Annotated in this window: 24 protein-coding genes; 13 read left to right on the top strand and 11 right to left on the bottom strand. The window is 45.2% G+C overall.

Annotated elements, in window-relative coordinates; translation table 11 throughout:
• The first annotated feature begins 137 nt into the window (after positions 1–137).
• Both mglA and mglC read left to right on the top strand, forming a co-directional pair.
• The gene (gene mglA, locus EXZ60_RS11945) at positions 138–1,646 is read left to right on the top strand and encodes a galactose/methyl galactoside ABC transporter ATP-binding protein MglA (protein ID WP_277435747.1); all 1,509 of its coding nucleotides are present in this window, start codon (positions 138–140) and stop codon (positions 1,644–1,646) included.
• A 10-nt stretch (positions 1,647–1,656) separates the two neighbouring features.
• Positions 1,657–2,664 carry a galactose/methyl galactoside ABC transporter permease MglC gene (gene mglC, locus EXZ60_RS11940; RefSeq protein WP_013856962.1) on the top strand — a complete coding sequence of 336 codons (1,008 nt, stop codon included), beginning with the start codon at positions 1,657–1,659 and terminating at the stop codon, positions 2,662–2,664.
• Between the two features lie 161 nt (positions 2,665–2,825).
• Here the strand turns inward: mglC and EXZ60_RS11935 are convergent, their stop codons facing one another.
• The 7 genes from EXZ60_RS11935 to EXZ60_RS11905 form a co-directional block, all read right to left on the bottom strand.
• Entirely contained in the window at positions 2,826–3,194 is a 369-nt protein-coding gene (locus EXZ60_RS11935; RefSeq protein ID WP_277435746.1) for a diacylglycerol kinase, read from the bottom strand.
• A gap of 163 nt (positions 3,195–3,357) precedes the next feature.
• Positions 3,358–4,659, bottom strand: a complete 1,302-nt coding sequence (locus EXZ60_RS11930) for an ATP-binding protein (protein ID WP_277435745.1) — start codon at positions 4,657–4,659, stop codon at positions 3,358–3,360.
• Positions 4,660–4,686: 27 nt separating this feature from the next.
• Positions 4,687–5,388 (bottom strand): response regulator, encoded by a 702-nt coding sequence (locus tag EXZ60_RS11925; protein ID WP_019282824.1) that lies wholly within the window; start codon positions 5,386–5,388, stop codon positions 4,687–4,689.
• A gap of 141 nt (positions 5,389–5,529) precedes the next feature.
• Positions 5,530–7,056, bottom strand: a complete 1,527-nt coding sequence (locus tag EXZ60_RS11920; protein ID WP_017046152.1) for a tripartite tricarboxylate transporter permease — start codon at positions 7,054–7,056, stop codon at positions 5,530–5,532.
• 9 nt (positions 7,057–7,065) lie between these two features.
• Positions 7,066–7,563, bottom strand: a complete 498-nt coding sequence (locus EXZ60_RS11915; RefSeq protein WP_176428337.1) for a tripartite tricarboxylate transporter TctB family protein — start codon at positions 7,561–7,563, stop codon at positions 7,066–7,068.
• A gap of 202 nt (positions 7,564–7,765) precedes the next feature.
• Positions 7,766–8,737: a tripartite tricarboxylate transporter substrate binding protein gene (locus EXZ60_RS11910; RefSeq protein ID WP_277435744.1), complete on the bottom strand. Its 972-nt coding sequence runs from the start codon at positions 8,735–8,737 to the stop codon at positions 7,766–7,768.
• Positions 8,738–8,987: 250 nt separating this feature from the next.
• Positions 8,988–9,818 carry a hypothetical protein gene (locus EXZ60_RS11905; protein WP_277435743.1) on the bottom strand — a complete coding sequence of 277 codons (831 nt, stop codon included), beginning with the start codon at positions 9,816–9,818 and terminating at the stop codon, positions 8,988–8,990.
• A 272-nt stretch (positions 9,819–10,090) separates the two neighbouring features.
• Between EXZ60_RS11905 and EXZ60_RS11900 the strand changes: the two genes are divergently transcribed.
• From EXZ60_RS11900 to EXZ60_RS11865, 8 genes are all read left to right on the top strand, one after another.
• The gene (locus EXZ60_RS11900) at positions 10,091–10,801 is read left to right on the top strand and encodes a GntR family transcriptional regulator (RefSeq protein ID WP_026028009.1); all 711 of its coding nucleotides are present in this window, start codon (positions 10,091–10,093) and stop codon (positions 10,799–10,801) included.
• Positions 10,802–10,914: 113 nt separating this feature from the next.
• Complete coding sequence (gene prpB, locus EXZ60_RS11895) at positions 10,915–11,811, top strand: methylisocitrate lyase (RefSeq protein WP_277435742.1); 897 nt, start codon at positions 10,915–10,917, stop codon at positions 11,809–11,811.
• A gap of 26 nt (positions 11,812–11,837) precedes the next feature.
• Positions 11,838–12,965, top strand: coding sequence for a 2-methylcitrate synthase (gene prpC, locus EXZ60_RS11890; protein ID WP_115339749.1), 1,128 nt, complete (start codon positions 11,838–11,840; stop codon positions 12,963–12,965).
• A gap of 135 nt (positions 12,966–13,100) precedes the next feature.
• Positions 13,101–15,707 carry a Fe/S-dependent 2-methylisocitrate dehydratase AcnD gene (gene acnD, locus EXZ60_RS11885; RefSeq protein ID WP_277435741.1) on the top strand — a complete coding sequence of 869 codons (2,607 nt, stop codon included), beginning with the start codon at positions 13,101–13,103 and terminating at the stop codon, positions 15,705–15,707.
• The gene (gene prpF, locus EXZ60_RS11880; RefSeq protein ID WP_277435740.1) at positions 15,704–16,894 is read left to right on the top strand and encodes a 2-methylaconitate cis-trans isomerase PrpF; all 1,191 of its coding nucleotides are present in this window, start codon (positions 15,704–15,706) and stop codon (positions 16,892–16,894) included. The genes acnD and prpF overlap by 4 nt, the downstream gene beginning before the upstream one ends.
• A 27-nt stretch (positions 16,895–16,921) precedes the next feature.
• Complete coding sequence (locus EXZ60_RS11875; protein WP_277435739.1) at positions 16,922–18,799, top strand: propionyl-CoA synthetase; 1,878 nt, start codon at positions 16,922–16,924, stop codon at positions 18,797–18,799.
• 224 nt (positions 18,800–19,023) lie between these two features.
• Entirely contained in the window at positions 19,024–19,506 is a 483-nt protein-coding gene (locus EXZ60_RS11870; protein ID WP_017046144.1) for a GNAT family N-acetyltransferase, read from the top strand.
• A gap of 29 nt (positions 19,507–19,535) precedes the next feature.
• The gene (locus EXZ60_RS11865; RefSeq protein WP_277435738.1) at positions 19,536–20,960 is read left to right on the top strand and encodes a bifunctional NUDIX hydrolase/phosphatase PAP2 family protein; all 1,425 of its coding nucleotides are present in this window, start codon (positions 19,536–19,538) and stop codon (positions 20,958–20,960) included.
• Between the two features lie 58 nt (positions 20,961–21,018).
• Here EXZ60_RS11865 and yidA read toward each other — a convergent pair whose 3' ends face one another.
• Positions 21,019–21,837, bottom strand: coding sequence for a sugar-phosphatase (yidA, locus tag EXZ60_RS11860; RefSeq protein WP_013856945.1), 819 nt, complete (start codon positions 21,835–21,837; stop codon positions 21,019–21,021).
• A 174-nt stretch (positions 21,838–22,011) separates the two neighbouring features.
• Between yidA and queE the strand changes: the two genes are divergently transcribed.
• Complete coding sequence (queE, locus tag EXZ60_RS11855; protein ID WP_017047667.1) at positions 22,012–22,680, top strand: 7-carboxy-7-deazaguanine synthase QueE; 669 nt, start codon at positions 22,012–22,014, stop codon at positions 22,678–22,680.
• A gap of 10 nt (positions 22,681–22,690) precedes the next feature.
• On the top strand, positions 22,691–23,386 hold the full coding sequence (gene queC / locus EXZ60_RS11850; protein WP_170899192.1) for a 7-cyano-7-deazaguanine synthase QueC: 696 nt from the start codon (positions 22,691–22,693) through the stop codon (positions 23,384–23,386).
• A gap of 123 nt (positions 23,387–23,509) precedes the next feature.
• Here the strand turns inward: queC and EXZ60_RS11845 are convergent, their stop codons facing one another.
• The 3 genes from EXZ60_RS11845 to EXZ60_RS11835 all read right to left on the bottom strand — a co-directional run bounded on the left by EXZ60_RS11845 (position 23,510) and on the right by EXZ60_RS11835 (position 25,904).
• Positions 23,510–23,860, bottom strand: coding sequence for a DUF2750 domain-containing protein (locus EXZ60_RS11845; protein WP_013856942.1), 351 nt, complete (start codon positions 23,858–23,860; stop codon positions 23,510–23,512).
• A 117-nt stretch (positions 23,861–23,977) separates the two neighbouring features.
• Entirely contained in the window at positions 23,978–24,613 is a 636-nt protein-coding gene (locus EXZ60_RS11840) for an OmpA family protein (RefSeq protein ID WP_017042438.1), read from the bottom strand.
• On the bottom strand, positions 24,594–25,904 hold the full coding sequence (locus EXZ60_RS11835) for a TolC family outer membrane protein (protein ID WP_013856940.1): 1,311 nt from the start codon (positions 25,902–25,904) through the stop codon (positions 24,594–24,596). The genes EXZ60_RS11840 and EXZ60_RS11835 overlap by 20 nt, the downstream gene beginning before the upstream one ends.
• Before the next feature lie 432 nt (positions 25,905–26,336).
• On the opposite strand from EXZ60_RS11835, the gene EXZ60_RS11830 reads away from it, so the two are divergent.
• Positions 26,337–26,940, top strand: a 604-nt coding sequence (locus EXZ60_RS11830) for a retention module-containing protein (protein WP_277435737.1), incomplete at its 3' end; no start/stop codon positions are given.

Raw genomic sequence — 26,940 nt, 5'->3', positions numbered from 1 at the left:
CCTAAAGTTCAAGGGGGAAGTCATTCCCCCTTTACTCCCTAACTTATAGGGTGTTTATACAATCAATAATAAATAATTGCTGATTAAATTTTATTTAATATTGAATGGTATTAATCAAAGAATAAATAAGTGATGCCATGGTAAATCAAGAGCATGAATTTCTGTTAGAAATGACAGGAGTGAGTAAAGAGTTTCCCGGGGTTAAGGCATTAGATAAAGTTAATTTGAAAGTTCGACCACACTCTATTCATGCGTTAATGGGAGAGAATGGTGCAGGTAAGTCGACGCTATTAAAATGCCTTTTTGGAATTTATGAAAAAAACGAAGGTGATATTATATTTTTAGGCGAACATGTGAATTTTCAATCGTCTAAGCAAGCTTTGGAAGCGGGTGTTTCCATGGTCCACCAAGAGCTTAACCAAGTATTACAATGTTCTGTAATGGATAATATTTGGCTAGGGCGTTACCCAAAGAAAGGACTCTTTGTCGATCACGATAAAATGTATCGCGATACCAAAGAGATCTTTGATGAACTCGATATTGATATAGACCCGAAAATTAAAGTGGCTAAATTATCGGTATCACAAAGGCAGATGGTCGAAATAGCGAAAGCGTTTTCTTACAACGCGCGCATTGTGATCATGGATGAACCCACGTCCTCTTTGACTGAAAAAGAGGTATCGCATCTTTTTACTATCATTAACAAGTTGAAAGAAAAAGGCTGTGGCGTGGTGTACATCTCTCACAAAATGGAAGAAATATTTACTATTTGTGATGAGATAACCATCTTGCGTGATGGGCAATGGGTTGATACGAGGTCGTTGAAAGGGCTCGATATGGACAAAATCATTTCGATGATGGTTGGCCGTGAATTAACACAGCGCTTTCCCACAAAGACCAATGTGCCAAAAGAAATTATCCTCGAAATCAAAAATTTAACAGCACTGAACCAACCCTCTATTCAGGATATTTCGTTTGATCTCAGAGAAGGTGAAATCTTAGGTGTGGCTGGGCTCGTCGGTTCAAGACGCACTGATATTGTGGAAACCATTTTTGGGGTTCGTGAGCGTAGTAACGGCCACATTATCTTACATGGCCGAGAGATGAAAAACCGTGATGCACATGAAGCGATCAATAGTGGTTTTGCGTTGGTGACAGAAGAGCGTCGTTCAACCGGCATTTACAGTAATTTAGATATTACCTTTAACTCTTTGGTTGCCAATGTGGATGAATACAAAACCAAATTAGGTTTACTGAGTAATAAAAAAATGAGGAGTGATACACAGTGGGTAATTGACTCCATGAGTGTAAAAACACCTTCTCATGAAACATCAATCGGTTCTTTGTCTGGTGGTAATCAGCAGAAAGTCATTATTGGCCGTTGGTTGTTAACTCAGCCAGAAATATTAATGCTTGATGAGCCGACTCGGGGTATTGATGTCGGAGCAAAGTTTGAAATCTATCAATTGATATTGGAATTAGCGAAAAAGAATAAAGGGATTATTATTATCTCTTCCGAAATGCCAGAGTTGTTAGGCATTACCGATAGAATATTGGTGATGAGTAATGGCCGAGCTGCGGGAATCGTTAATACTAAAGATACTTCACAGAATGAAATATTAGAGCTGGCCTCTCGTTACCTCTAGGAAAATTATTATGGATTCAGTTAAAACATTTGCAATGAAGCACCTAAAGGAAGGTGCGATCTATGCGGTTCTATTTATTCTTCTGGCAATTATTATTATTCAGGAGCCATCATTTTTAAGTTTACGCAACTTTAGTAATATATTAACGCAATCTTCAGTGCGCGTTATTATTGCATTGGGTGTGGCGGGGCTGATTGTAACGCAAGGAACCGACCTTTCTGCTGGACGTCAAGTGGGTTTAGCCGCTGTAATTTCGGCAACGCTTTTACAATCAATTGATAACGTCAACAAAGTATTCCCCAGCATTGGTGACGTGCCGATTGTGGCGGTGATTCTTTGTGTGTGCGCGATCGGCGCGATCATCGGCTTAGTGAACGGTGTGATTGTTGCTTATTTAAAAGTAACGCCGTTTATCGCCACATTAGGCACCATGATCATCGTCTACGGGATTAACTCTCTCTACTACGATTCGGTGGGTGCATCTCCAATTGCAGGTTTTGATGAGCGTTTCTCTTCATTCACTCAAGGTTTTATTCGATTTGGGGATTTTAGGTTTTCGTACATAACCTTCTACGCCATTATCGCGATTATCTTTACATGGATTTTGTGGAATAAGACCGTTTTTGGTAAGAACATTTTCGCGGTCGGTGGTAACCCAGAAGCCGCAAAAGTTTCTGGTGTTAATGTGCCACTGACGCTACTGAAAGTGTATGCTTTATCGGGTGTGTTCTATGCGTTTGGCGGTATGTTGGAAGCTGGCCGTATCGGCAGTGCGACCAATAATCTTGGCTTCTTGTACGAATTGGATGCGATTGCAGCCTGTGTTGTGGGTGGCGTGTCATTTGCTGGCGGTGTCGGAAGCATTGCGGGTGTGGTCACGGGTGTGCTTATCTTCACTGTGATCAACTATGGTATGACCTACATTGGCGTGAGCCCTTACTGGCAGTACATCATTAAAGGCGGCATTATTATTTTCGCTGTCGCGTTGGACTCAATGAAGTACGCGAATAAGAAATAGCCGCCTAAGAGCAGAAATACAATTTTCGACATTTAATCGCCGAAAATTATCGAAATAAAATAAACAAAGAGCGCTTTTATCGGCGCTCTTTGTTATAGCCCTTTCGGCAATAATCAAAGCATTGATGATTGATACGTGATGCTGATGGTTAGATAAATGAACTAAAAGTAGTGTGGCCATAGTATAAAGGCCCACACAAATGCTGAAAATATCAATGCGATCAGTACGGCAGCCGAACCTATGTCTTTGGCGCGGCCACTGAGTTCGTGCCATTCGCTACCGACGCGGTCAACCACGGCTTCCACGGCGGAATTCATCAACTCCACAATCACAACTAAGACTAAGCAACCAATCATTATGATTTGCTCAATTTTAGTGACAGGCAAAACGAAAGTAATGGTAATCAACAAAATTGAAGTGACAGTTTCTTGTCGAATAGCGGCTTCGTTTAGCCACGCGGCTTTCAGCCCTTGTATTGAATAACCTGTGGCATAAAACAGACGCTTTATACCCGTACGACCTGGTTTCATAAAATGAACAACCTAATAATGAATAATTATGACAATGACAATGACAATGACAATGAGCATGAGTGAATTACGTGTAGACGTAAAATAGCCTTCGCCCCGCACCCTCATGTTAAAAAAGAGAATCAATGACGTCAGTTCACGGATTCTCTTAAGTGGCCCGATATTAAACGCCCACCACGGGTAGTACAAGAGTAAAGCAAGCGCCTCCGAACACACTTTTAGCCACCGATACTTGGCCGTTGTGGCGTAAAACGATCTGTTTGACGATGGCCAAACCTAATCCGAAGCCTGATTGTCGCTCTCCACGTGAGAGATCCGCGCTGTAAAAAGCATCAAAAATGAATGGCCAGTGCTGCGGGTCAATCCCTTCTCCATCATCATGGATATCAATTTGCACTGCTTGACCTGCGTTGATCACGGAGGTTTCAACGGCTATTTTGCTTTTGGCGTATTTCTGAGCATTACCCAATAAATTATCCAGAGCTCTTTTGAGAAGGTATGGATCGACTTGTAAAGTGGCGACTTGTGCTAATGGCAGCAACTGGATCTCGACTACGCTGTTGCTGCGCCATTTATCTAGTATTGGTTCGAGCCAGTAATTGAGCTGAATTGTCTGCATATTGAGTTCGTTTTCTGGCCTTTCAACTTTCGCGTAGTAAAGAAGTTCATCGACCATCGTTTCCATCTCTTCGGTATCTTCGATGATACTGGCGACTTTCGCCGCTTGTTTTGGTGTCAGAGATTCATCGGCCAACATTTCTGCTTGCCATTGGATCCGAAAGATAGGGGTGCGTAACTCATGAGCTACGGCATTACTCAGCGCTTTATTGCTGAGCACCAAAGCGGAAATTTTGCTCGCCATGTAGTTAAAGCTTTTGTTTAAAGAGCCGACTTTATCGCCGCTTTTGATGGAGGCGCGAGCGGTCAGATCACCAGCGGCAAAGGCTAAGGTCACTTTTTCCAATTCACGCACTCGCCGACTGATGAACCAGATCAGCAACACACAGTACAGTGCAAAGCCGACGACAAGCAGCAAAAGTGAGAGATTATCTGCGAAGAAAATGGCTTGCCTCAGTGGTGATTCTTCATCGGGTTTAAAGCTGTAAATTGGTGAGGTGGATGTAAGGCGCAACCATAAAAAACGGTCATCATCGTAGTAAGTGTAGGCATTGGGGGCGGTAGTAAAGAAAAACGCTCGCACATCTGAAGGTAAGGTCTTTTCAGTATGCGTCTCTATCAGTTGTCGCGTTTTATCGGCATATTCTTTTAGTACATTTAAGGTGTTAGCTTCACCTTCATGCTGATAAATACGAGTGACCAAGTCATGAAATGCTTCAGCTTGATAATCTTCAAGTACGTAATCGTAGTCAGTACCAAGCTGGTAAACGACCAGTTCAATGGTAATGAGTGTCGCTAAAAAAAAGAGCAATAAACCAACAAAAGATTCAACGTAGATACGATGCATACAGGTTTCTTCTAAAATACGTGGTCATTACCACGTGTCTGGTACAAAAAGGTATCCTTTCCCTCGGACCGTAATAATGCGTTTCGGTGTGGAAGAATCATCACCGAGTTTTTTACGCAAAATGACAATCTTGTTATCGACGGTTCTATCAAGCCCATCGTATTCAATCCCGCGTAACGCTTTGGTTAATACATCCCGTGATAGGACTTGATCTGGTGTTGATGCCAGTAGCCACAGCAAGTCGAATTCGCTGTCGGTCATCGCTACGGCCTCACCATTCATTTCACACAGATGTCGAGATTGATTGAGAGACAAGGCCCCAAATTCAAGCACGGTTTTCGCGGTTTGAATTGGCTCGCTGTCGACTCTGCGCAATAGCATACGCATTCTTGCAAGCAAGACGCGTGGTTTAATCGGCTTTGTCACAAAATCATCGGCACCAATTTCCAGTGCTGCAACGTGATCAAAATCGTCATCACTGGCGGTCAGCATCAATATCTTACCGTTGTACATAGGACGGATCTGTCTACAAATTGTCAGCCCATCTTCACCGGGTAGCATTAAATCCAGTAACACGATATCTGGTTGTTGCTCTAAAATGACCGCGCTCGCTTTGGCACCTTCAGCAAGGGCAATGACGCTAATATCTTGACTTTCAAAGTATTCTGTTAACATTTCTCTGAGTTTTAGATCATCTTCAACGATGATTAAAGAGTGTCTATCCGTCATGGAGACTCCTAGATTAGGTACGATGAACGACATGACAATCGCTGACATTGGAAAAATTTGAAGTGCATAGTAAAGCAAAGACCCAGCATTTTCGCTAGGTCTTTGTATGGTTGGATGAGTTTCTATTGATACAATCTCTTGTTATTCAACTGCTTTGGTCGGTGAAGAGCGAAGTTTGTTCGCCAGCATCACCACAAGTGGGCTAGTCAACATCACGACTGCAAGCACGGTAAACACGAAAGTGATCGGACGTTCCCACAAGAAGCTTAACTCCCCATCGCTGATCATCAACGCGCGGCGAAGGTTCTCTTCCATTAATCCACCCAAAATAAAGCCAAGCAGCAGTGGTGCCAGTGGGAAGTTGGCTAACCGTAGAGCAATCGCCCCCATCGCGACGATCAACATTACGTAAACATCCATAGTGTTAAACGAAACCAAATAAACACCGGTAATTGAGAAGAACAAAATCATCGGCAGCAATACGGTTCTTGGCACCGCCAATAGCCTTGAAATATATGGAATAAGCGGTAAGTTAAGGATGATAAGTACAATATTACCGAGATACATTGAGATGATGACAGACCAAAAGACATCAGGGTGATCAACAAATAAACGAGGGCCAGGTTGAATGCCGTAAGAGAGCAGGGCTCCAAGCATGATCGCTGTGGTGCCAGAGCCGGGAATGCCGAGTGTCAACAGCGGAACAAAAGATCCGCTAGAGGCGGCGTTATTGGCTGACTCTGGTGCAACAAGCCCACGCAAAGACCCTTTACCGAACTCTTCTTTTTTATCTTTGGGCGCTAAGCTGCGCTCCATACCATAACTCAAAAATGCGGCGATGGTTGCGCCAGCGCCGGGCAACACGCCAGTGAAAAAACCTAAAATGGAAGCACGAATTGAAACGGGAGCCGCTTCTTTAAATTCTGCCTTGGTGATTTTCATACTGCCCAAGTTGCTGATTTTATTCTGTTCATCTGTACGCGTGTCGTTTTCCGGTTTTAAAATACCCATTAATGTCTCGCCTAAAGCGAATGTCGCCATCGCCAGCAAGAGGAAGCTAAAACCGTCCATTAAATCAGTTAAGCCAAAGGTAAAACGTTCCACACCTACGCCTTTATCAATACCAACGGTAGAGAGCATCAAGCCAAGAACAACCATCATCCATGCTTTAAGGACTTGTCCTTTTCCAGCAAAGGCGGCGACCGCCGATAGACCGAGTAGCATCAACGCAAAATAGTCAGAGGATTGAAAACTCAGTGACACGCTGGCCAGTGCAGGCGCTGCGACCAAGAGCATAATCGCTGACAAGGTTCCGCCTGTAAAAGAGGCGTAAGCGGCGATGGCTAACGCTTTACCAGCTTGGCCTTTTTGCGCCATGGGGTAGCCATCAAACGCGGTGACCACGGTTGCCGAGCATCCGGGAGCATTAATCAAAATGGAGGAAGTGGAGCCGCCAAAAATAGCGCCGTAATAAACGCCGGCCATTAAAATCAAACCTGAAGATGGCTCAAGGCCATAGGTGATCGGGATCATCAACGCGATGGCCGAAATCGGGCCAAGCCCGGGTAACATGCCGATAAAAGTACCGACGAAACAGCCCACAATCACCATGAAGATGTTCATTGGCATCATGGCGGTAGAAAGCCCTTGTAAAATTCCATCTAACATAATCAGTTCCTACCAGAGTGTGAAAATAACGCCGGGCTCAAGGTAAATGTCCAAACCTTGAGTAAGCAGCAGATAAAACGCGATGACAAAGGGAAAAGAAGCACCAAATAACACTGATTTGCGTCTTTCACCCAAAATATAAAAGCCAGCGAGTAGAAAGAAACTGGTGGCCAGTACGAAGCCTAAATAGGTTAGACCAAGTCCGTACAGCGCCATCAACACTAAAAAACCAATCAACAATTTCCAGTTGAAGTGCAATACCGCGCCGCTTTGTTTATCGTGCTGCCCTAAAACCAGCATCAACAAAGAGAGGCCAATTCCAGCGTAAGTCAGCAGAGTCGGCAAGGTTTGGGCGTTAAACGGTTCGTATTCATCACCGGGAAACATCGGTATTTGAGTCGTTTGATAGCCGTAGCAAAGGCTAAGAACAAGGAAGATCAACGCGCCAACGCGATCGCGGCACAGTAAATATTCTTTGCTGAAAAATTTGGTTGGCAGATCCGACATATCCAACTCCATGGTAAAAATAGGGGAGAAAAGAGCCGTGTAGCAGCGAGTTAATGAATTGATTAACTAAGGGCAAAGGGATAGGTGTATGGAGGTTTTCCTATTCATATTTGCCTGATAAACAAAGGAGTATTGAGCATAACTGCACACGGCAAAAGTGTTGCTAGCGGGGACAAGGCAAGGAACTGTCCCCTTAGCGACCTTACTTCAGGAAACCGAGCTCACGCATCAGATCACCCATCTCTTTCTCTTGGGCTTCTAAGAAGGCGTAAAACTCTTTATCCGCTTGATAGTTATCGATCCAACCATTACGGTCGCGGACGATTTTCCATTCATCGGTGGTGTACATTTTCGCTAATGCTGCGTTCCACTGATCAATCTTCTCTTGGCTGATCCCTGGGGCTGCGAAGAAGCCGCGCCAGTTAGCAAAGACGGTTGGGTTGCCATAGTCAGTTAATGTTGGAATATTCGGGGCAGATTCCAAACGTTTAGGGGCGGTGATCGCCAAAATTTTCACTTGGCCAGACTTGGACATTTCAAGCACTTCACCTAAGCCTGTTGAAAGCAGTTGTGTTTCACCAGAAAGTAGTGCCGCCATGGCTTTGCCACCCGCGTCATAGGCGATGTAGCGAACTTCTTTTGGATCCAACCCTTGCCCTTTGAAAGCGGCTGCGGCGACTAAGTGATCCATACTGCCACGAGCAGAACCGCCAGCGACTTTCACTTTACGCGGGTTGTCTTTGAAATCGGCAACCACATCTTCCCACGTTTTGTATTTTGAATCGCCCGCAGCAACGATAGCGCCATAATCAGAAACGGTGGCGGCAATCGGTGTTAAATCGCGGAAGGATTGTGGAAAAACACCGGATAAAGAACGAACAACAATCGGTGTAGAGTTGACCATCAAGGTATCTTCTTGGCGGTCTGCGGTTTCAATTAGGTGTGCAATCGCTTTACCACCACCACCACCGGATAAGTTTTGGTAAGACACATTGCCGACAATGTCGGTTTTCATCAGTACATCACCTGTACCACGAGCCGTCATGTCCCAACCACCACCCGCGCCACCGGGTACTAAAATGTGAAGTTTCTCAATATCAGCGGCGAAGCTGCTAATAGAAAAGGTTGCAGCCAGAATGGATGCAGTGAGGGTTGGTTTGAACTGCTTAAACATATTCACGTTCCTTATGTAGGGCGCATCTTCATCTTTACCTTGGAGCGTTTGTGACTGAATGCTACAGGCGGAGATAGGGTGCTTATCGTTGTTATCATGACTGCATCAATGATCTAATGCAGATACGTTAAGTTAATAACCTGTTACAGGTTTGTCTCTAATGCGTAGATAAAAACAATATAGGGCATAAAAACGTTTTTGTTCATAAAGTTCACGGCGTTATTTTGCTGCGTTGTGTGACGAGTCTTCGCTAGCGTCTTGTCTCACTATCTACGAGCAGTAAACGGGTGTTATTCATTGCAAATTGCGCAGCTGAGGCGTCATTACCTTGTTGAAGTAAGGTCGTGATACTGGGCAGCAGTAAGAAAAAGATCAAAGGTTCGGGATATTGGGCTTGCCATTGATGGCGCTCATCTAACACATGCCCTTCGAAGTAGACGGTGAGTACCACACTGTCCGATGAAAAGTGCGAACCATGGAACCGCCCTAAAGTATGCGTCGAGCCCCATATTGAGCTCAATGGTCGCTCCGATGTGCTTTTAAGATAGAGATCAACGGCTACACTTTGCGATTGAGAACCTTGCGGTTGAGAATGTCGATGAACCGTTAAGCGCTCACCCGAATACTTGCCTTGCTGGAAAGGCAAATAACCTAAGTTGTTCGGTGTTACACGGCCATCGTTTGCACACATTTGAACCGAATCGGACATTTGCTGGCTGCTGTACAATTCACAAGCAAATTGAGCAATAAGTTGCTGTGCTGCGCTTTGAAATAAGCGAGCATCAAATGAGTGTTCTTGCTCAAGGTGTAAATTTAATTCAGGAAAAACAATAGGTAACTGGCTTGTTAGCGCGTTGAGGTCATTGATCGTAACCGATTGATTCTGCTCTATTGCCGTGCGAATAATATTTGGGCTGTCTGCCAATGAAAGATCATCTTCAGAATAGATCGCCTCACTCAGTAGTGGGTAGCTGCGCGGATTTTTCGGTTTACTGTTGTAGGCAATGCATCCAGATAAGAGCAACGAGCAGGCGAGAGCGTAACCAAAAGGAGAGTGCGTGATTCTCTTGTAAAGATTCATAAGTGACGGCCGGTCATCGGTAATGGGTTGCACTGCTTATTCTATCTGCGAAATCGACACTTTTCTCTTTTCAAGCTCACAGAGTTTTATCTTCTTCTGGTTCAAATTTAATCATTAAGTTTCTTATACATTAGTCTAATGTGTCGACAATTTTATTGATTATTGATGGTTTTATGGTCTATTTTAACAATAAGTTTTAATGATTGTTAACACATATGAGTGTGTGAGTGCTTTGCGTCTCAGCATGAATCCAACCTGTGAGCGATAACAAGATGAATAGTGCACTAACACTAAACAGTACTGATACAAAATCACACGCTGTTGAACGAGAAAAAGAGAACACCAAATCGGAAAACCTTACGGAGTATCTGATTGAGGCGATTGTTGAGGGGCGTATAGCACCGGGCAGCAAGATTTCAGAACCCGAACTCGCCAAACGTTTTCAAGTCAGCCGTGGGCCACTGCGTGAAGCGATAATGCGTGTGGAAGGCTTGGGGTTGATCGAACGTGTTTCACATGTGGGCGCGCGAGTTATTGAGTTGTCACCCGGTAAGTTGGTGGAGCTTTATGCAGTACGCGAAGCGTTAGAGGGTATGGCGGCAAGGTTAGCGGCGCGCAACATTTCGCCCTCTGAATTACAAGGGCTAGAGGCATTATTGTCGACACATTCGAATCATATTGAGCAAGTCGAAGGGGCTTCCTATTTTCATCAACACGGTGATTTTGACTTTCATTACCGCATCATCAAAGCCAGCCGTAATCATAAATTAGTGACTTTATTGTGTGATGAGCTCTATCACTTACTGCGCATGTATCGTTATCAATCGCCACGCTCACATTCACGCCCGAAGGAGGCGTTGGATGAGCACAAATACATTCTACAAGCGATCAAAAACGGCGATGAAGAACTGGCTGAGATGTTGATGCGACGCCATATTTCGGGCAGTCGAATCTTGATTGAACAGCAGATAGTAAAAGAGTAAGCCACAGGGCGGTGGGCAGAAAATAATCATGCCTGCAATGAAGCAAACCAAGAACCACGCATAGAGCGGCCTTGAATAAGGGCGATAACCAAGCGACTGATTAGGAGAATCTCATGAGCTTAAGTCAGGGGGCGAAATTTAGACTCGCTGTTCAACAAAATGATCCACTGCAGATTGTCGGCACGATCAATCCCTATTGCGCAATGATGGCCAAACGTTTAGGCCACCAAGCCATTTATCTGTCGGGTGGTGGCATCGCTAACGCTTCGTATGGTTTGCCCGATTTAGGTATCACCACATTAAATGATGTGCTGGTGGATGTTGAGCGCATCACCAATGCGTGTGATTTGCCTTTGTTGGTGGATATTGATACCGGTTTTGGCGGCGCATTTAGCATTGCTCGCACTATCAAAGCGATGGAGAAAGCGGGCGCTGCTGCCGTGCATATGGAAGATCAAGTTGCGCAGAAACGCTGCGGGCATCGCCCTAATAAAGCGATCGTCAGCCAGCAAGAGATGGTTGACCGCGTAAAAGCCGCGGTAGATGCACGAGTGAACCCAGAGTTTGTGATCATGGCGCGTACCGATGCGTTAGCGGTGGAAGGAATTGATAGCGCCATTGAACGTGCCATTGCTTGCGTGCAGGCCGGAGCCGATATGATTTTCCCCGAAGCGATGACCACTCTTGAGCAGTACGATCGTTTCTCCAGCGCGTTAAGCGCAGCTTGTGGTAAGTCAGTGCCGATTTTAGCCAACATTACTGAGTTTGGTCAGACGCCGCTCTACCCATGTGCAGAACTTGCTCAAGTGAAAGTGGATATGGTGCTTTACCCATTGAGTGCGTTTCGTGCGATGAATAAAGCGGCTGAGAATGTCTATCGCCATTTATTAGAGCAGGGCAACCAACAAGCTTTGCTCGATAGCATGCAAACCCGTAGCGAGCTGTATGACTATCTCAATTACCACGATTACGAAGATAAGCTCGACGAGCTTTTTTCATCAAAGGAATAATAAAAACAAAGGAAAAGGAGTTCAACATGTCAAACGCACCACTGGGCGGCGCAGGTCTGCGCGGTCAAAGCGCGGGAGTCACCGCTTTATGTACTGTCGGAAAAACTGGGACGGGTCTAACTTATCGAGGTTATGACATCACCGATCTTGCCAACCATGCACAGTTTGAAGAGGTCGCTCATCTGTTATTGATTGGCCATTTACCTAATCAAAGTGAACTTGACCAGTACAAAACCCGCTTAATGGGATTACGAGGTTTACCGCAGCCGTTAAAAGCCGCGCTAGAGCTGCTGCCAGCCAGTACACATCCAATGGACGTAATGCGCACTGGCTGTTCAGTTTTAGGCAACCTTGAAACTGAGCACAGTTTTGCTGAGCAGTTGAGTGCGACCGAACGGATGTTGGCACTTTTCCCCGCTATTATCTGTTATTGGTATCGTTTCAGCCACCAAGGCATCCGGATTGAGACTGAAGATCAAAGCGAAGCATGCATTGGTGGCTACTTCTTAAAAATGCTGACAGGAAAAGCACCGAGCGAGCTGCATAAGCAGGTGATGCATTGCTCATTGATTCTGTACGCAGAGCATGAGTTTAATGCATCAACGTTTTCCGCGCGCGTTTGTGCTTCTACGCTGTCAGATATTCACTCTTGCGTAACCGGGGCGATTGGCACACTGCGTGGCCCGTTGCATGGTGGAGCCAATGAAGCGGCGATGGCGATGATCGAACGCTGGCAAACACCGGACGAAGCTGAGGCCAATATTCTGCAAATGTTGGCTAATAAAGACAAAATTATGGGCTTTGGTCATGCTATTTATCGTGAAAGTGACCCGCGTAACGCATTGATCAAACGTTGGTCAAAAGCGTTATCTGAAGCGGTGGGTGATACGCATTTGTACGCGGTATCAGAACGTGTTGAAGCGGTGATGAAACGTGAGAAAGGCCTATTTTGTAATGCGGATTTCTTCCACGCTTCGGCCTACCATTTTATGGGTATTCCTACGCCATTATTTACCCCTATTTTTGTGATGAGTCGATTAACCGGCTGGGCCGCTCATGTGTTTGAGCAGCGCGCTAATAACCGAATTATTCGCCCAAGTGCCGATTATGACGGCCCTGAACATCAAGAGTGGATACCAATAGAGCAGCGTTAATGGGATGAAATCAAGCCATGCTCCTTTGGTGTATGGTTTGATGGTAGGTAAAACCTAGCTCGCTAGACGATGTTTTGAGTAGACAATATTTTGAACAGGCAATGTTTCGAATAGACAGTTTTATGGGTGGAATTGATGAGTCATCAAACGATCAACAGCCAATACAAAAAAGTATTACCAGTGACCGCGCTGGAGTATTTTGATGCACGAGAAGCGGTCAATGATATCCAAGCCGGAGCGTATGATCGGCTGCCTTATACCTCACGAATACTGGCGGAAAACTTAGTCCGCCGCTGTGAGCCGCACACATTGGTTGATTCGCTGAAACAGCTGATTGAGCGTAAGCGCGATCTCGACTTCCCGTGGTATCCGGCGCGTGTGGTGTGCCACGACATTTTAGGGCAAACCGCTTTAGTGGACTTGGCGGGGTTAAGAGACGCGATCGCCCAGCAAGGCGGTGATCCATCCAAAGTAAACCCTGTGGTGGAAACGCAACTGATTGTCGATCACTCACTCGCGGTTGAACATGCCGGCTTTGAAGCGGACGCGTTTGAAAAAAACCGTGCGATTGAAGATCGCCGCAATGAAGATCGCTTTCACTTCATCGAATGGTGCAAAACCGCCTTTGAAAATGTCAGCGTTATTCCGGCGGGTAATGGCATCATGCACCAGATTAACTTAGAAAAAATGTCGCCCGTCATCCAAGTGAAAAGCGGTTTAGCATTTCCAGATACTTGTGTCGGTACTGACAGCCATACTCCTCATGTCGATTCATTAGGCGTGCTGGCGATTGGTGTCGGTGGGTTAGAAGCCGAAACGGTGATGTTAGGTCGCCCTTCGATGATGCGTCTGCCCGATATTGTCGGCGTTAAACTAACCGGTCAACGCCAAGCGGGGATCACCGCGACCGACATTGTGCTTGCCATTACGGAGTTCTTGCGAAATCAGCGCGTGGTGTCTTGTTATCTGGAGTTTTTCGGAGAAGGCGCTCGCGCATTGACGATTGGCGATCGTGCAACGCTTTCCAATATGACACCTGAATATGGTGCAACCGCAGGTATGTTCTATATTGATGAGCAAACCATCAACTACCTCAAACTCACGGGTCGAGACGCACAGCAAGTAGCCTTGGTTGAACAATACGCTAAGCAAACCGGCTTATGGGCCGATGATTTGATTGAAGCGCAATACGAACGGGTGCTGGAGTTTGATCTCTCAAGTGTACAGCGCAATTTAGCCGGGCCTTCGAATCCTCATCGCCGTCTGCCGACAAGCGAACTGACCGAGCGCGGTATTGCGGGGGCGTGGCAAACCAAAGAAGGCGAATTACCTGATGGCGCAGTGATCATCGCCGCCATTACTTCGTGCACCAATACCAGTAATCCGCGCAATGTCGTGGCCGCCGCGTTGCTGGCGAAAAAGGCTAATCTATTGGGTTTGGTTCGCAAACCTTGGGTCAAAACCTCCTTTGCACCGGGCTCAAAAGTAGCCAAACTTTATTTAGAGGAAGCTGGCCTGCTGCCTGAACTAGAACAGCTCGGTTTTGGCATTGTCGCTTATGCATGCACTACCTGTAATGGTATGAGTGGCGCGCTTGATCCTATGATTGAGCAGCAAATCATTGAACGCGATCTCTATACGACGGCTGTGCTATCAGGTAACCGAAACTTTGATGGCCGCATTCATCCCTATGCGAAACAGGCTTTTCTTGCCTCTCCGCCATTGGTGGTGGCGTATGCACTTGCGGGTACGATTCGTTTTGATATTGAAAAAGACGCGTTGGGAATAGATGCGCAAGGCAAGCCTATTTACCTCAATGACTTATGGCCAACCGATGAAGAAATCGATGATGTGGTGGTGCGCCATGTTAAGCCCGAACAGTTCAAACAAATTTACATTCAGATGTTTAAATTAGATGAGCACATGGCCAAACAAAAGCCACTTTATGCTTGGCGCCCCATGAGCACTTATATCCGTCGTCCGCCTTATTGGGAAGGTGCGTTAGCGGGTGAACGTCGGTTGTCAGCCATGCGACCTTTGGCTATTTTAGGTGACAACATCACTACGGATCATTTATCGCCATCGAACGCAATTTTAGCGACCAGTGCCGCTGGGGAATATTTGCTCAAAATGGGCGTTCCGGAGCAAGATTTTAACTCCTATGCCACGCATCGTGGTGACCATCTGACCGCGCAACGTGCCACTTTTGCTAACCCCAAACTGTTTAATGAGATGGTGCAAGAGGAGGGTAAAGTAAAGCAAGGTTCGTTAGCGCGTATTGAACCTGAAGGCTTGGTTACCCGCATGTGGGAAGTGATAGAGACTTATATGGATCGTAAGCAGCCATTGATCATTATTGCTGGAGCCGATTATGGGCAAGGTTCGTCACGTGATTGGGCGGCGAAAGGTGTACGTTTGGCGGGAGTTGAAGCCATTGTTGCCGAGGGGTTTGAACGGATCCATCGCACGAATTTAGTCGGGATGGGTGTTCTGCCACTGCAATTTAAAACGGGAACAGACCGCCACACACTGCAACTCGATGGTACTGAGCTTTATGATGTGGTGGGAGATATTAAGCCGAGCGTCGACTTAAGCTTGGTGATCACTCGTACGCAAGGCGCAAATAAGGGCGAACAGCAGAAGGTTACGGTGACTTGTCGTTTAGACACGGCTGATGAAGTCAGTGTGTATCAGGCTGGTGGCGTATTGCAGCGTTTTGCGCAAGATTTTCTGGCTCAATGACGCTAAGGATAAAGGAGTATCACGTGAGTAACTCATTAAAAATTCCGGCGATGTATATGCGAGGCGGCACCAGTAAGGGCGTATTTTTTCGGCTTGAAGATTTACCCAAAGAGGCTCAGCAAGCGGGAGAGGCACGAGATCAACTGCTGTTGCGTGTCATTGGTAGCCCCGATCCTTATGGCAAACAAATTGATGGCATGGGCGGCGCAAGTTCTAGCACCAGCAAAGCCGTGATTCTCTCCAAAAGTGAGCAAGCCGATCACGATGTCGATTATCTATTCGGCCAAGTTTCGATAGACAAAGCGTTTGTAGACTGGAGCGGCAACTGCGGTAACCTTTCTGCGGCAGTAGGGCCATTTGCGATTCACAGCGGTTTTCTCGACCCAGAACAGATCCCTAATAACGGTGTAGTGACGGTTCGCGTTTGGCAAGCCAACATTGGCAAAACCATTCTTATTCATGTGCCAATTGAGCAGGGTGAAGTGCAAGAGTGTGGTGATTTCGAACTCGATGGGGTGACCTTTCCCGCCGCTGAAATTGCGGTTGATTTTCTCGATCCTGCCGATGATAGCGGTGTGATGTTCCCAACCGGAAATGTGCTCGACCAACTGCAAATCCCCGGCATGGGAACCTTGAATGCAACGCTCATTAATGCGGGCATTCCGACGATTTTTATCGATGCTCACGACATCGGTTATCAAGGTACTGAACTGCAAGAGGCGATCAACAATGATGATCATGCCTTGGCGATGTTTGAAGCAATTCGCGCTTATGGCGCTGTGAAAATGGGTTTGATTGAGCATATTGAACAAGCCCAACTGCGCCAACATACGCCTAAAGTAGCGTTTGTAGCAAAAGCGCAATCCTATTTGTCATCCAGTGGTAAAGCGGTATCGGCGAACGATGTCGATATTGTGGTGCGCGCGCTGTCTATGGGAAAACTGCATCATGCGATGATGGGAACGGCCGCCGTGGCCATCGCTTCAGCGGCCAGTGTCCCTGGAACGTTAGTGAATATGTTGGCGGGCGGTGGAGCAAAAGAAGCGGTCACTTTTGGTCATCCATCCGGTACGCTGAAAGTGGGCGCTAAAGCCGTTTTACGAGAGGGTCATTGGGGAATAGAGAAAGCCAGTATGAGCCGCAGCGCGCGGGTGTTAATGGAAGGTTGGGTGCGAGTCCATCGTTAAGCCTCAAATCATGTTAAGGGAAATGTTATGTCGGCATATTTAAAGGAATATCAATGGGCTCAATCTGAACCTGAATCATTTTGGCAGGCTCAAGCTCGGCAGATTGAGTGGTTTGAGTTTCCCCAAACTATCTTACAAAAAGATGAGCATGGCATTGAACGCTGGTTTACCGATGGTGTACTCAATACCTGTTGGTTGGCGCTAGATTTTCATTGTGAGCAGGGGCGAGGTGAGCAAACCGCGCTGATTTATGATTCCCCAGTAACCGGAAGAAAGCGTCAATACAGCTATACACAATTACGAGATCAGGTAGCGAAAGTGGCGGGAATGCTGGCAATGCAAGGTGTTGCTAAAGGCGATCGGGTGATCATTTATATGCCAATGATTCCGGAAGCAGTGATGGCGATGCTCGCTTGTGCACGGCTTGGCGCGATTCACTCTGTCGTTTTTGGCGGTTTTGCACCCAATGAATTAGCGGTACGTATTGAAGATGCTGAACCGAAAGTGATTATGACGGCATCTTGCGGTATCGAAATCAATAAGATTTTACCCTACAAACCCTTAGTTGACCGTGCCATTTTAGACAGCAAATGGAAGCCGGAAACAGTGGTGGTGTTACAACGCTCGGAGTATGTGGCTGACTTAAATAATGAGCGAGATCTAGAGTGGAATCGAGCCGTTAAAGAAGCGCCGCCGCATGATTGTGTGCCGGTTTTGGCGACCGATCCGCTTTATATTCTTTACACATCAGGTACAACAGGCAAACCCAAAGGGGTGGTGCGCGACAACGGTGGTCATGCAGTCGCGATGAAGTACTCCATGTCAACCATCTACAATATGCCTCAACAAGGTGTTTTTTGGGCTGCGTCGGACGTGGGGTGGGTAGTCGGTCACTCTTACATCGTTTATGCGCCCTTGATTCACGGTTGCACCACTATTTTGTATGAAGGTAAACCGGTGCGCACACCCGATCCGGCTGCATTTTGGCGAGTGTGCCAAGAGTATAAGGTGGACGTACTTTTTTCTGCGCCTACCGCCTTTCGCGCCATCAAAAAAGAAGATCCCAATGGCGATCTACTCAAACATTATGATTTATCCACTTTAACCACTATTTTTATGGCCGGAGAACGTCTTGACCCGCCGACACTTGAATGGGTAGAGCAGCACACTCAAAAGCCGGTAGTTGACCATTGGTGGCAAACCGAAACCGGTTGGGCGATTGCTGGAAATCCGATAGGGCTTGAGTCAATGCCAATTAAAGCGGGGTCAGCAACGAAACCGATTCCCGGTTATCAGGTCGAGATTCTCAATGAGCTAGGTGAAGTGATGCCCGCCAATCAACAAGGGTTTGTGGCGTTGAAACGCCCCTTACCACCAAGTTGTTTAGCGACGGTATGGCGTGATCACGAACGATTTGAGTCCGGTTACCTTGCTCAATTTGACGGTTACTATGTTTCTGGTGATGGTGGCTATTTGGATGAAGAAGGTTATCTCTTCATCATGGGGCGAATTGATGATGTGATAAACGTTGCAGGCCATCGTTTATCTACGGGGGAGATGGAAGAAATCGTCGGTGCTCATCCTGCGGTTGCCGAATGTGCTGTAGTCGGAGTGTATGACGAGCTGAAAGGGCAGTTGCCGCTAGGGTTGGTGGTGCTTAAAGATGGCGTTAAGGTGGATGAGCGCGAGTTGGAACAAGAACTTGTTAACAAAGTGCGCAGTGAAATTGGTGCGGTAGCGTGCTTTAAGCATGCGTTAATTGTTGATCGTTTACCCAAAACGCGCTCTGGTAAAATTCTGCGTCGCGTCATTCGACAAATTGCCGATGGCGAAGAGTATGCTGTCCCTTCAACAATTGATGACCCAATGAGCTTGAGTGAGTTAGAAAAAGCGCTCCATCACTAGCGGCTACCCTATAGTTGACGATTAATCGAGGCGCCTCAGATGAATGAGGCGTTTTTACTGCCAATTTGCAATCCGCATTTTATTTGTTTCTCTTAGTTCATCTGTCTTAGTTCTAAGACGAGATTAGCGCTCAATCGACCAAAAACACTACGCATGAAGATATATTTTTTAATCACTATCTTATAGAATCACGGCCAAAGCTTTATTCATTCAGAGCGCGAAATATGTCGTTAGTTATCATAACTCCTGCTTGTGATCGTGATTTACCGCAACTGAATCAGTTGATGTATGACCTTCATCATGAGCATCACCTTGCTTGCCCTGAGCATTTCAAAACAGCAGAAGAGATTGAACAAGAAAAAAGTATTGCTCGTTATTTAGATGATCCGGAATGTTTGGTTTACGTTGCCAAAATAGACAGTCAAATTGTGGGATTTATATCGGGTCACTTTTGCGAGTTAATTTCAAGCGTGAGCAAAGCGGTACCAATGGGCAGTATTGATGAGCTTTACGTTGAGCCACAATATCGCCAGCAGCATATCGCACAGCAGCTGTTTCAAAAAATGGAACAGACATTAAAAGAGTACGGTATTACCCAAGTATTTGTCGAAGTGTGGGATTTTAACCAAGGAGCGCAATCTTTTTATCAACGTTCTGGTTTCTCATCGCATATACATTGGTTAAGAAAGTCAATCGATAGCAAGTAATTCGATAATAATAATCATGGATTTTTAATGTGTTAAAACAGTTTTCATTGTTGAGTGTCTGTTTGCTGTCGTTGTTCTGGTCAAGTGTTGGTGTTGCTCAACAACCGGTAACGCTACCAGATAATATTCGTGGTGCCCTATGCCTAGTTAAAGCCGATCATAAGATCGTGCTCGTTAACGAGGTGATCACCAAGCAGATTTCATTGCCAGGAGGGACGATATCTCCCGGTGAATCTCCAGAATTGGCCGCGCAAAGAGAAACATGGGAAGAAACGGGCCTTGTTGTAACGGTAGGGCGCATGTTGGGGTATACGGATACGGCTGTCGTTTACAGCTGTCGCAGTGATTCCGATGTGATTGCTTTTGAGTCAAAAAATAGCCGTAATGGACATGAGTTGCCTATTTGGTTTGCTCCTCATTATGGTGTCGAGGTTGCTAGCGCAATGCTGATCGATCCGTATCGTATTGATGCAAGTCAGTATCGTTACCCTGAGCAATGGGATCGGATCAAAACCATGTATCAAGAAGCGGATAGCCAACCCGTGATTTATGTAGAGAATCTGGTTTCTGCTGCGCCTCGGTTTCACCAAATCGAATTAGGCTGGATGATGAAATTGCAGAATACGGTCGCGGAATGGCCGTATACGCTGAGTTCGTCGATTTATCAAATCGCAGTATGGATCACCAAATTGACGGATACTTTATTGCTGATAGTTTTATTTCCAGTGATTGCCTGTTATCTGGGTAAAGAGTCTGTTTATAAGATATTTTTTGTGGTTACCGTGAGTTCATTATTGTCATTGGTGGCTCAGCAAGGATTTGCATTACCAAGACCTCATGCCTATATACCACTGTTGGAACTTTGCCAAAGTTACGGGTACGGTTTTCCAAGTTTACCGATTGCAGTTTGGTTTGGTGTAGGGATATCACTATTGCGAGCTTTTGATCATCTCGATTTCAACCGAATGTTTGTGGGTTTTATCGTGTTGATGGGGCTATTAATGTTGGCCAAATTCTATATTGGGGAAGCCTTCATCAGCGATATGGTGATAGGTGGATTGTTGGGCGCTCTGGTTGCGTGGCACATTGTTCGTTTAGATGAACAATCTTATACCGACGTCAGAACACTGCTGGGTTCGCGTGGGGTATGGTGGGGTTTAACGATCACGGTTGCACTGCTGGCTATGATCTGGCCCTTGCCTAGTTTCACCGCTTGGTTAGCCATTTTGCTGACGGCATCGGCTTTAGTTATGACAAAGAGCACTGAACCACTACACATCACTCTTCAACGAATGTGGCTGCTGATCATTTTGTTATTAGCACTCAATCAAGTGGTGTTATTTGGTGCCACGCTCGTTTCATACAGCAGTATTTTCTCTTTAATGGTTGAGACGCTCCGCTTGCCAATACTCATGCTCATCTTTGCATGGTTCATGCGAAAATGCCGTGCTTAACTTGGTTGTTTAGTCAACATCCCGATTAAAGACGCCTCGACTGAGGCGTCTTTAATGCCTATTCGTGAGACTCACCGAGTACAAATTTTTCTATAGCAACTGCTACACCATCGTTGTCATTACTGAGTGTAATATAGTCGGCTAGCTGCTTAGTTTGTTCCATCGCATTTGCCATTGCAATTCCAAGTCCGGCGTATTGCAGCATGTGATGATCATTTTCAGCATCTCCCATACAAATAATGTGTTTAGCCTCGATCCCCAAGTGCTCGGCAATCGCTTTGACACCGACGCCTTTATTACTCTGTGTGTTTAAGAATTCAAGAAAGAATGGTGCACTTTGTACAATGGTAAACTGCTGATAGAGTTCCGAAGGAAGTTGTTCAATGGCTTTCTGTAGCAAGCTCGGCTCTGCCACAATCATTGCTTTGATGATGGGATGATCATCTTCAAGCTGTTCAAAATCCATTTCCGTGATCGGCAGTCCGTTGATTCTTGCTTCAAGCTCGGTATATTCACTGATTTTAGGCGTGATCAGACCATGAACTTGGCTAAAGGCGTGTGTATTCACGTTAAGTTGGTTAGCAAGGTTAGCGACTAATTTTGCAGAGCGGCCATCGATAATTTTGTGATGAATAATTTCACCACTGCCAATGTTTTGAACCATTGAGCCGTTGTAGTAAAGGACAAAATCCTCATTTGAGTTTAAATGCAGTTCTTGCAACTTATCGCGCATGCCATCAATGGGACGTCCAGACGCCAGCACCACTTTTACGCCTTTTTCACGAGCTTTGGCTATAGCCTGTTTTGTTCTGGCTGTGATCTGTTTTTGGCTATTGAGAAGAGTACCGTCCATATCTAAAGCGATGAGTTTATACATGACTTACCTAAATTAAGTGAAGAAGAAAGCCAGCAGCTTATGCAAGTTGAGATATGATCGCCACTGATTTAGTCAAATTTTTACGCACGTGATGGGTTTAGTTTGACCTAAGGCAAGGCATCTATTAAGGTCAGCGACCTGCATTTTTTGATATTGAGTTAGGCTGAGTTTACGTTGTACAAAATTAATGAAATGTTTGAGACCATTCAAGGTGAAGGCGTGCATACCGGCGTTCCTGCGGTTTTTATTCGTTTGCAAGAATGCCCAGTGGGATGCGCTTGGTGCGATACAAAGCAGACGTGGGATGCAACGCCGCAAGATGAACGCCCAATCAATGACGTGCTAGCCAAAACCCAAGATAGCCCAACTTGGTGCTCAGTCAGTGCAGAAGAGATGGTGTCGCTCTATAAAACACAGGGTTATCATGCTAAACATATTGTAATTACGGGCGGTGAACCGTGTATTTATGATCTACGTCCACTTGCGCAAGCATTTGAGGCAATCGGATGTCACATTCAAATTGAAACCAGCGGCACATTCCCGGTTCAAACCTCGGCAAATACATGGGTGACAGTGTCACCAAAAATTGCAATGAAGGGCAAACTGCCTGTACTCGATTCAGCTCTGTTAAGAGCAAATGAGATCAAGCACCCCGTCGCAACGGCTAAAGATATTGAACAGCTAGATGCGTTATTGCTGCGAGCGCAAGTTCCTGATTCAACAGTGATTGCTTTACAGCCTATTAGTCAGAAAGAGCGGGCAACCCAATTGTGCATTGAAACATGCATTGCGAGGAACTGGCGTTTATCGATTCAAACGCATAAATATTTAAGTATTGCCTGAGGAGAGGAAAATGAAAAAAGCCGTTGTGGTATTTAGTGGTGGCCAAGATTCAACAACCTGTTTGGTTCAGGCATTAAAAGAGTTTGATGAAGTGCACGCCATCACCTTTGATTATGGCCAACGCCATAAACTCGAGATTGAGGTTGCAAGCACCTTAGCGAAAAAGTTAGGTGTAGCTGCACATAAAGTCATGGATGTCAGCTTACTCAATGAGTTGGCGATCAGTTCACTCACTCGTGACGATATTCCAGTATCACACGAGTTACAAGAGAATGGGTTACCGAACTCGTTTGTGCCGGGGCGTAACATTCTGTTTTTGACCCTTGCGGGTATTTACGCGTATCAAATAGGTGCAGATGAGGTGATTACTGGTGTTTGTGAAACAGACTTTTCTGGCTATCCGGATTGCCGAAATGACTTTGTTAAAGCGATGAACAGTGCTTTGGTGCAAGGGATGGATCGCCCATTCAACATTCGTACTCCTTTAATGTGGCTAAACAAAGCCGAAACTTGGGCATTGGCGGATCAACATGATGCTCTCGAACTCATAAGACACGAAACACTGACTTGTTATAACGGTATTATTGGTGATGGTTGTGGCGATTGCCCATCATGTGAGCTACGTAAAGCGGGTTTAAACGATTATTTAGTAAACAAAGCGCTGGTGATGAATGCGCTTCACCAAAAGCAATCTGTAACTTTATGATGTATCTAATAATCAACGTATAGATCAAGTGAAATTTAAACGGGTGTTCTAGTGTTTGCAAATGGAATAGCGTGCAAATAGAACACCCATTATTTAGCTCAAGGTACTAAATAGTTCAAGGTACTAAAGGTACATTTTGGCCAAATCTGCAGGTTCTACTTCTTTACCTTCTAAGCTTGCATTCCAGTTGGTGCCAATTAATACACCATCTTCATCAAGGGTAATCAACCAATCTTCTACGAAAATATCGAGAGGGATTTCTAACACTTCGAAGTCAGACCACTCTTCAACATTGTGAGTTTGTGCATCTTCTTTGGTTGACCAAAAGGGCATAACTTCACTACTTTCAAATTCTGTCGAGTCGCATGCCAGCCAACCATCTTCATTTTTTAAGCCCCATACTAGTTGGGTCTCTTTTGTTTGTTCAATAAACAATTCTAAGTTTGCTTGAAGGTCAGCAGTTAATTTGCTCATTATCTTTATCTCATAAGGTGATGACGCGCAAGGATAGCATTTTGTGCTAGTAAACTCATTACAATTTTAGACAGAAAAAAGGGGCGAAAACGCCCCAATCCTCGATAAATATCGATTTCAACGCTCGCGTTTGGTGAAAATGGTCCACTCTTCTTTCACCGAACCTTTGTGGCCGACGACAGTAGCGACAACTTTTCTATTCATCGCATGGCTAATATCATCATCACCATTTTCTGTCAGTTCAGTATCACCAAAACCAACAATACGGACACGAGTATGGCTAATGCCGTAACTCACAAGCGCCTTCTCGACATTATAAGCTCGGTTTTTCGATAACTCTAAGTTATAACCTGGATTCCCAACCTTACTGGCATAACCTTGTAATTCAATCGAAGCTGAAGGGTATTGCTTGAGAAAATTGGCCATTGACCGTATTTGACTTAGAAACACAGGGTTGACTATTGCTGAATCATTCGCAAACAGAATTCTAAGCTGGAGTTGCTCTTCGGTTTTAATGAAAGTGCCACAACCATCATTATCGATCTCTGACTTCAATGGTGTTTCGGGGCACAAATCTCTGGCATTAATCACGCCGTCAAAATCATCGTCACGTAAATCGTCTATTTGATCAGCGAGTGGCATATCAATATATGGATAATCATCTCTAGCAGATGAAGCCGTCGAGGTGATAAAGAGTAAGCTCGCTATCATTGGCCATAAGTATTTCAACATGTTAGTACTCCACCGCATCATGCCACTCTTTGGGTGTATCCACTCTCAACGAACTCAACAATGACCCAGTTGCATTCATAACACGGTATTTTGCATACTGTTCATCGTATTTGGCATCGAGATAACCTTTTCTTGCTTCGAAAAGCTCATTTTCAGTATTCAACACATCCAATAGTGTTCGCTTGCCGAGCTTATATTGTTTTTCATAAGCAATAACCGTATCTGAAGCAGAATCAACATGATCGGCTAAAAATTCTTTTTGTTGTAATGTCAAATCAAGAGCGCTCCAAGATAAACGCAGCCCCTCTTCAACACTACGATAAGTCCGATCTCTTAAATCTTTCGCTTTGTTCATTTGGTAGGCTGCACTGTCGGTGCGCGCAGAATCTGAACCACCATTATATAGGTTGTAACGCATCCTAATCATGGCCGAGAATTCATCGCTGCTACCTTCTATCCCACCGGCATCATCACGCCATGTTTGTGCAGCTTCGAAAGATAACGTTGGGTAATTTGTTCCCTGAGTTTGTTTATATTGAAACTTTGCGGAATCAACATCGGCTTGCGCTACTTTGATGACCGGGTGATCTTGGTAGGCCTTTTCTAAAGCGTCATCAACGGTAAAAGGCAAAGCAGAATGGTCTGCTCTAGGGAAAATTAAATCTTGAGGAGGTTGACCTACCAACCGTTTAAATTGGGTATGTATATCAAATAGATTATTCTGTGCAGCTAAAAGATTGCCATGGGCTTTAGCTAAACGAGCTTCAACCTGAGAAAGATCAGCGGTTGAACCAATGCCTGATTCCACACGCTTTTGTATATCACGATATATTTTCTTATGTACTGAGAGGTTGCTTTCAGAAAGTGTCAGTATTTCAAACGCTTTCGTTGCATCGAGATACACCTTAGTGACCTCTAATGCGATATCTTGAGCGTCAGCTAAGAGTTGGAAACGAACCGATTCGGCATCAGCCGAAGTACGATCAATATCGTTTAAAGTCGAAGATCCATCCCAAATCAGTTGGGTTAAGGTAATGGTGGCTTCTTTACGAGTAAGTTCATTTTCAGTACCAGAGGCTAAATCAACCGCTTCGTAGCCAATACCAGCATCGAGATCGATCCTTGGAAGGTAAGCACCAGAAGAGGCTTCGCTATTATAGCGCTTACTCACATATTCGTTATATGCACTTTTAATATTTGGATTGGTTGCAAGCGTTATTGACACCGCTTGCTCAAGAGTCTGGCTATATACAGAGATCGGGAAGCTGAGTGCGATGGCGTAGCTCAACGTTTTCATGTTCATCCAATTCACTTGGGCACTCCTCTAGGGACTTCTACTTCTTTTAAGCCGCAATAGTACGGCATTAGCTGTTGCATTATCGAGACGCTTGATGGAAAAACGCAACAAAATAACATTAAATTCTCATCAGTAAACAGTAACATATTCATTACATTCGTGATTTTAGCAAAGAATCATAGACCAAACCATTAATTAACATTTATTAAACATTGTTGATTATTTTTATAATAAAGTACATCTTTAGTGTGATATTGATTCAAACTATAAATGTGTGACTTAAGTCTCCACCTACGTCACATAAGAAGGTGTAAAAATGGTTTTTCCTTTGTATTACAGGTGTTAAATGCTAATTTATCACCATTAGAAATGACAAATTACGTAGCAAAGATGTAGGAATGTAAACAGTCGCATCGTTGTGAATTCGGAAGTTATTAGAGGCATTATATGGAACTTGGTTCTTTTTCTTTAGGTACAACATTAACTTTCGGTCAGATGATCGTTGTGGATGCAAATGGCAATGTACGGGTACTTCAGCCAGGAGAAAAAACCTTGCCTGGTGAAATAATCATCAGTGCCAGTAACGCTACCCAAGACGATGTAGGCAATAATAATGATGTACAAATATCAAGAGTTAACGCCGATGGTCGCAACGTAGACATAACCAATGACATCAATGAAATTTTTGCCGCATTAGAGCAAGGCCAAGATCCAACCCAGTTAGGTGATGAACTTGCCACTGCAGCAGGTGAATCGAACGGTTCAAGCCCGACGGGTTCAGTCAGCATCGCTCGCGACGCTTCCGAAACCATAGCCGCAACAGAATTCTCCACGTCAGCACTCACCGCGCTAGGCCTCTCTGAAACACAAAGTTTAACGCTATTAGAAAGCTATTCTCAAAGTGCTTTAGGGTCAATTGTGACGGGCACGAACGATGCGGCGACGATCGCAGGCGACACAGCGGTCGTGGCGGATGAAACCGATGCGGCGTTGACCTTGAGCGGCACCTTGACCTCAGAAGATGTGGACAACACCGACAACCGCTTCACAG

Source organism: Vibrio sp. 1151_11, assembly GCF_029478525.1.
Lineage (GTDB): Bacteria > Pseudomonadota > Gammaproteobacteria > Enterobacterales > Vibrionaceae > Vibrio > Vibrio anguillarum.
This window is presented reverse-complemented; position numbering and strand designations above follow the sequence as displayed.

Bases quoted from the DNA above. Each gene is read 5' to 3' on its own strand.
- EXZ60_RS11905 (WP_277435743.1), bottom strand. From the start codon at position 9,818: ATGAATCTTTACAAGAGAATCACGCACTCTCCTTTTGGTTACGCTCTC.
- prpF (WP_277435740.1), top strand. From the start codon at position 15,704: ATGACGCTAAGGATAAAGGAGTATCACGTGAGTAACTCATTAAAAATT.
- EXZ60_RS11900 (WP_026028009.1), top strand. From the start codon at position 10,091: ATGAATAGTGCACTAACACTAAACAGTACTGATACAAAATCACACGCT.
- queC (WP_170899192.1), top strand. From the start codon at position 22,691: ATGAAAAAAGCCGTTGTGGTATTTAGTGGTGGCCAAGATTCAACAACC.
- EXZ60_RS11870 (WP_017046144.1), top strand. From the start codon at position 19,024: ATGTCGTTAGTTATCATAACTCCTGCTTGTGATCGTGATTTACCGCAA.
- acnD (WP_277435741.1), top strand. From the start codon at position 13,101: ATGAGTCATCAAACGATCAACAGCCAATACAAAAAAGTATTACCAGTG.
- prpC (WP_115339749.1), top strand. From the start codon at position 11,838: ATGTCAAACGCACCACTGGGCGGCGCAGGTCTGCGCGGTCAAAGCGCG.
- mglC (WP_013856962.1), top strand. From the start codon at position 1,657: ATGGATTCAGTTAAAACATTTGCAATGAAGCACCTAAAGGAAGGTGCG.
- EXZ60_RS11915 (WP_176428337.1), bottom strand. From the start codon at position 7,563: ATGTCGGATCTGCCAACCAAATTTTTCAGCAAAGAATATTTACTGTGC.
- prpB (WP_277435742.1), top strand. From the start codon at position 10,915: ATGAGCTTAAGTCAGGGGGCGAAATTTAGACTCGCTGTTCAACAAAAT.
- EXZ60_RS11875 (WP_277435739.1), top strand. From the start codon at position 16,922: ATGTCGGCATATTTAAAGGAATATCAATGGGCTCAATCTGAACCTGAA.
- mglA (WP_277435747.1), top strand. From the start codon at position 138: ATGGTAAATCAAGAGCATGAATTTCTGTTAGAAATGACAGGAGTGAGT.
- yidA (WP_013856945.1), bottom strand. From the start codon at position 21,837: ATGTATAAACTCATCGCTTTAGATATGGACGGTACTCTTCTCAATAGC.
- EXZ60_RS11930 (WP_277435745.1), bottom strand. From the start codon at position 4,659: ATGCATCGTATCTACGTTGAATCTTTTGTTGGTTTATTGCTCTTTTTT.
- EXZ60_RS11845 (WP_013856942.1), bottom strand. From the start codon at position 23,860: ATGAGCAAATTAACTGCTGACCTTCAAGCAAACTTAGAATTGTTTATT.
- EXZ60_RS11935 (WP_277435746.1), bottom strand. From the start codon at position 3,194: ATGAAACCAGGTCGTACGGGTATAAAGCGTCTGTTTTATGCCACAGGT.
- EXZ60_RS11840 (WP_017042438.1), bottom strand. From the start codon at position 24,613: ATGATGCGGTGGAGTACTAACATGTTGAAATACTTATGGCCAATGATA.
- EXZ60_RS11920 (WP_017046152.1), bottom strand. From the start codon at position 7,056: ATGTTAGATGGAATTTTACAAGGGCTTTCTACCGCCATGATGCCAATG.
- EXZ60_RS11925 (WP_019282824.1), bottom strand. From the start codon at position 5,388: ATGACGGATAGACACTCTTTAATCATCGTTGAAGATGATCTAAAACTC.
- EXZ60_RS11910 (WP_277435744.1), bottom strand. From the start codon at position 8,737: ATGTTTAAGCAGTTCAAACCAACCCTCACTGCATCCATTCTGGCTGCA.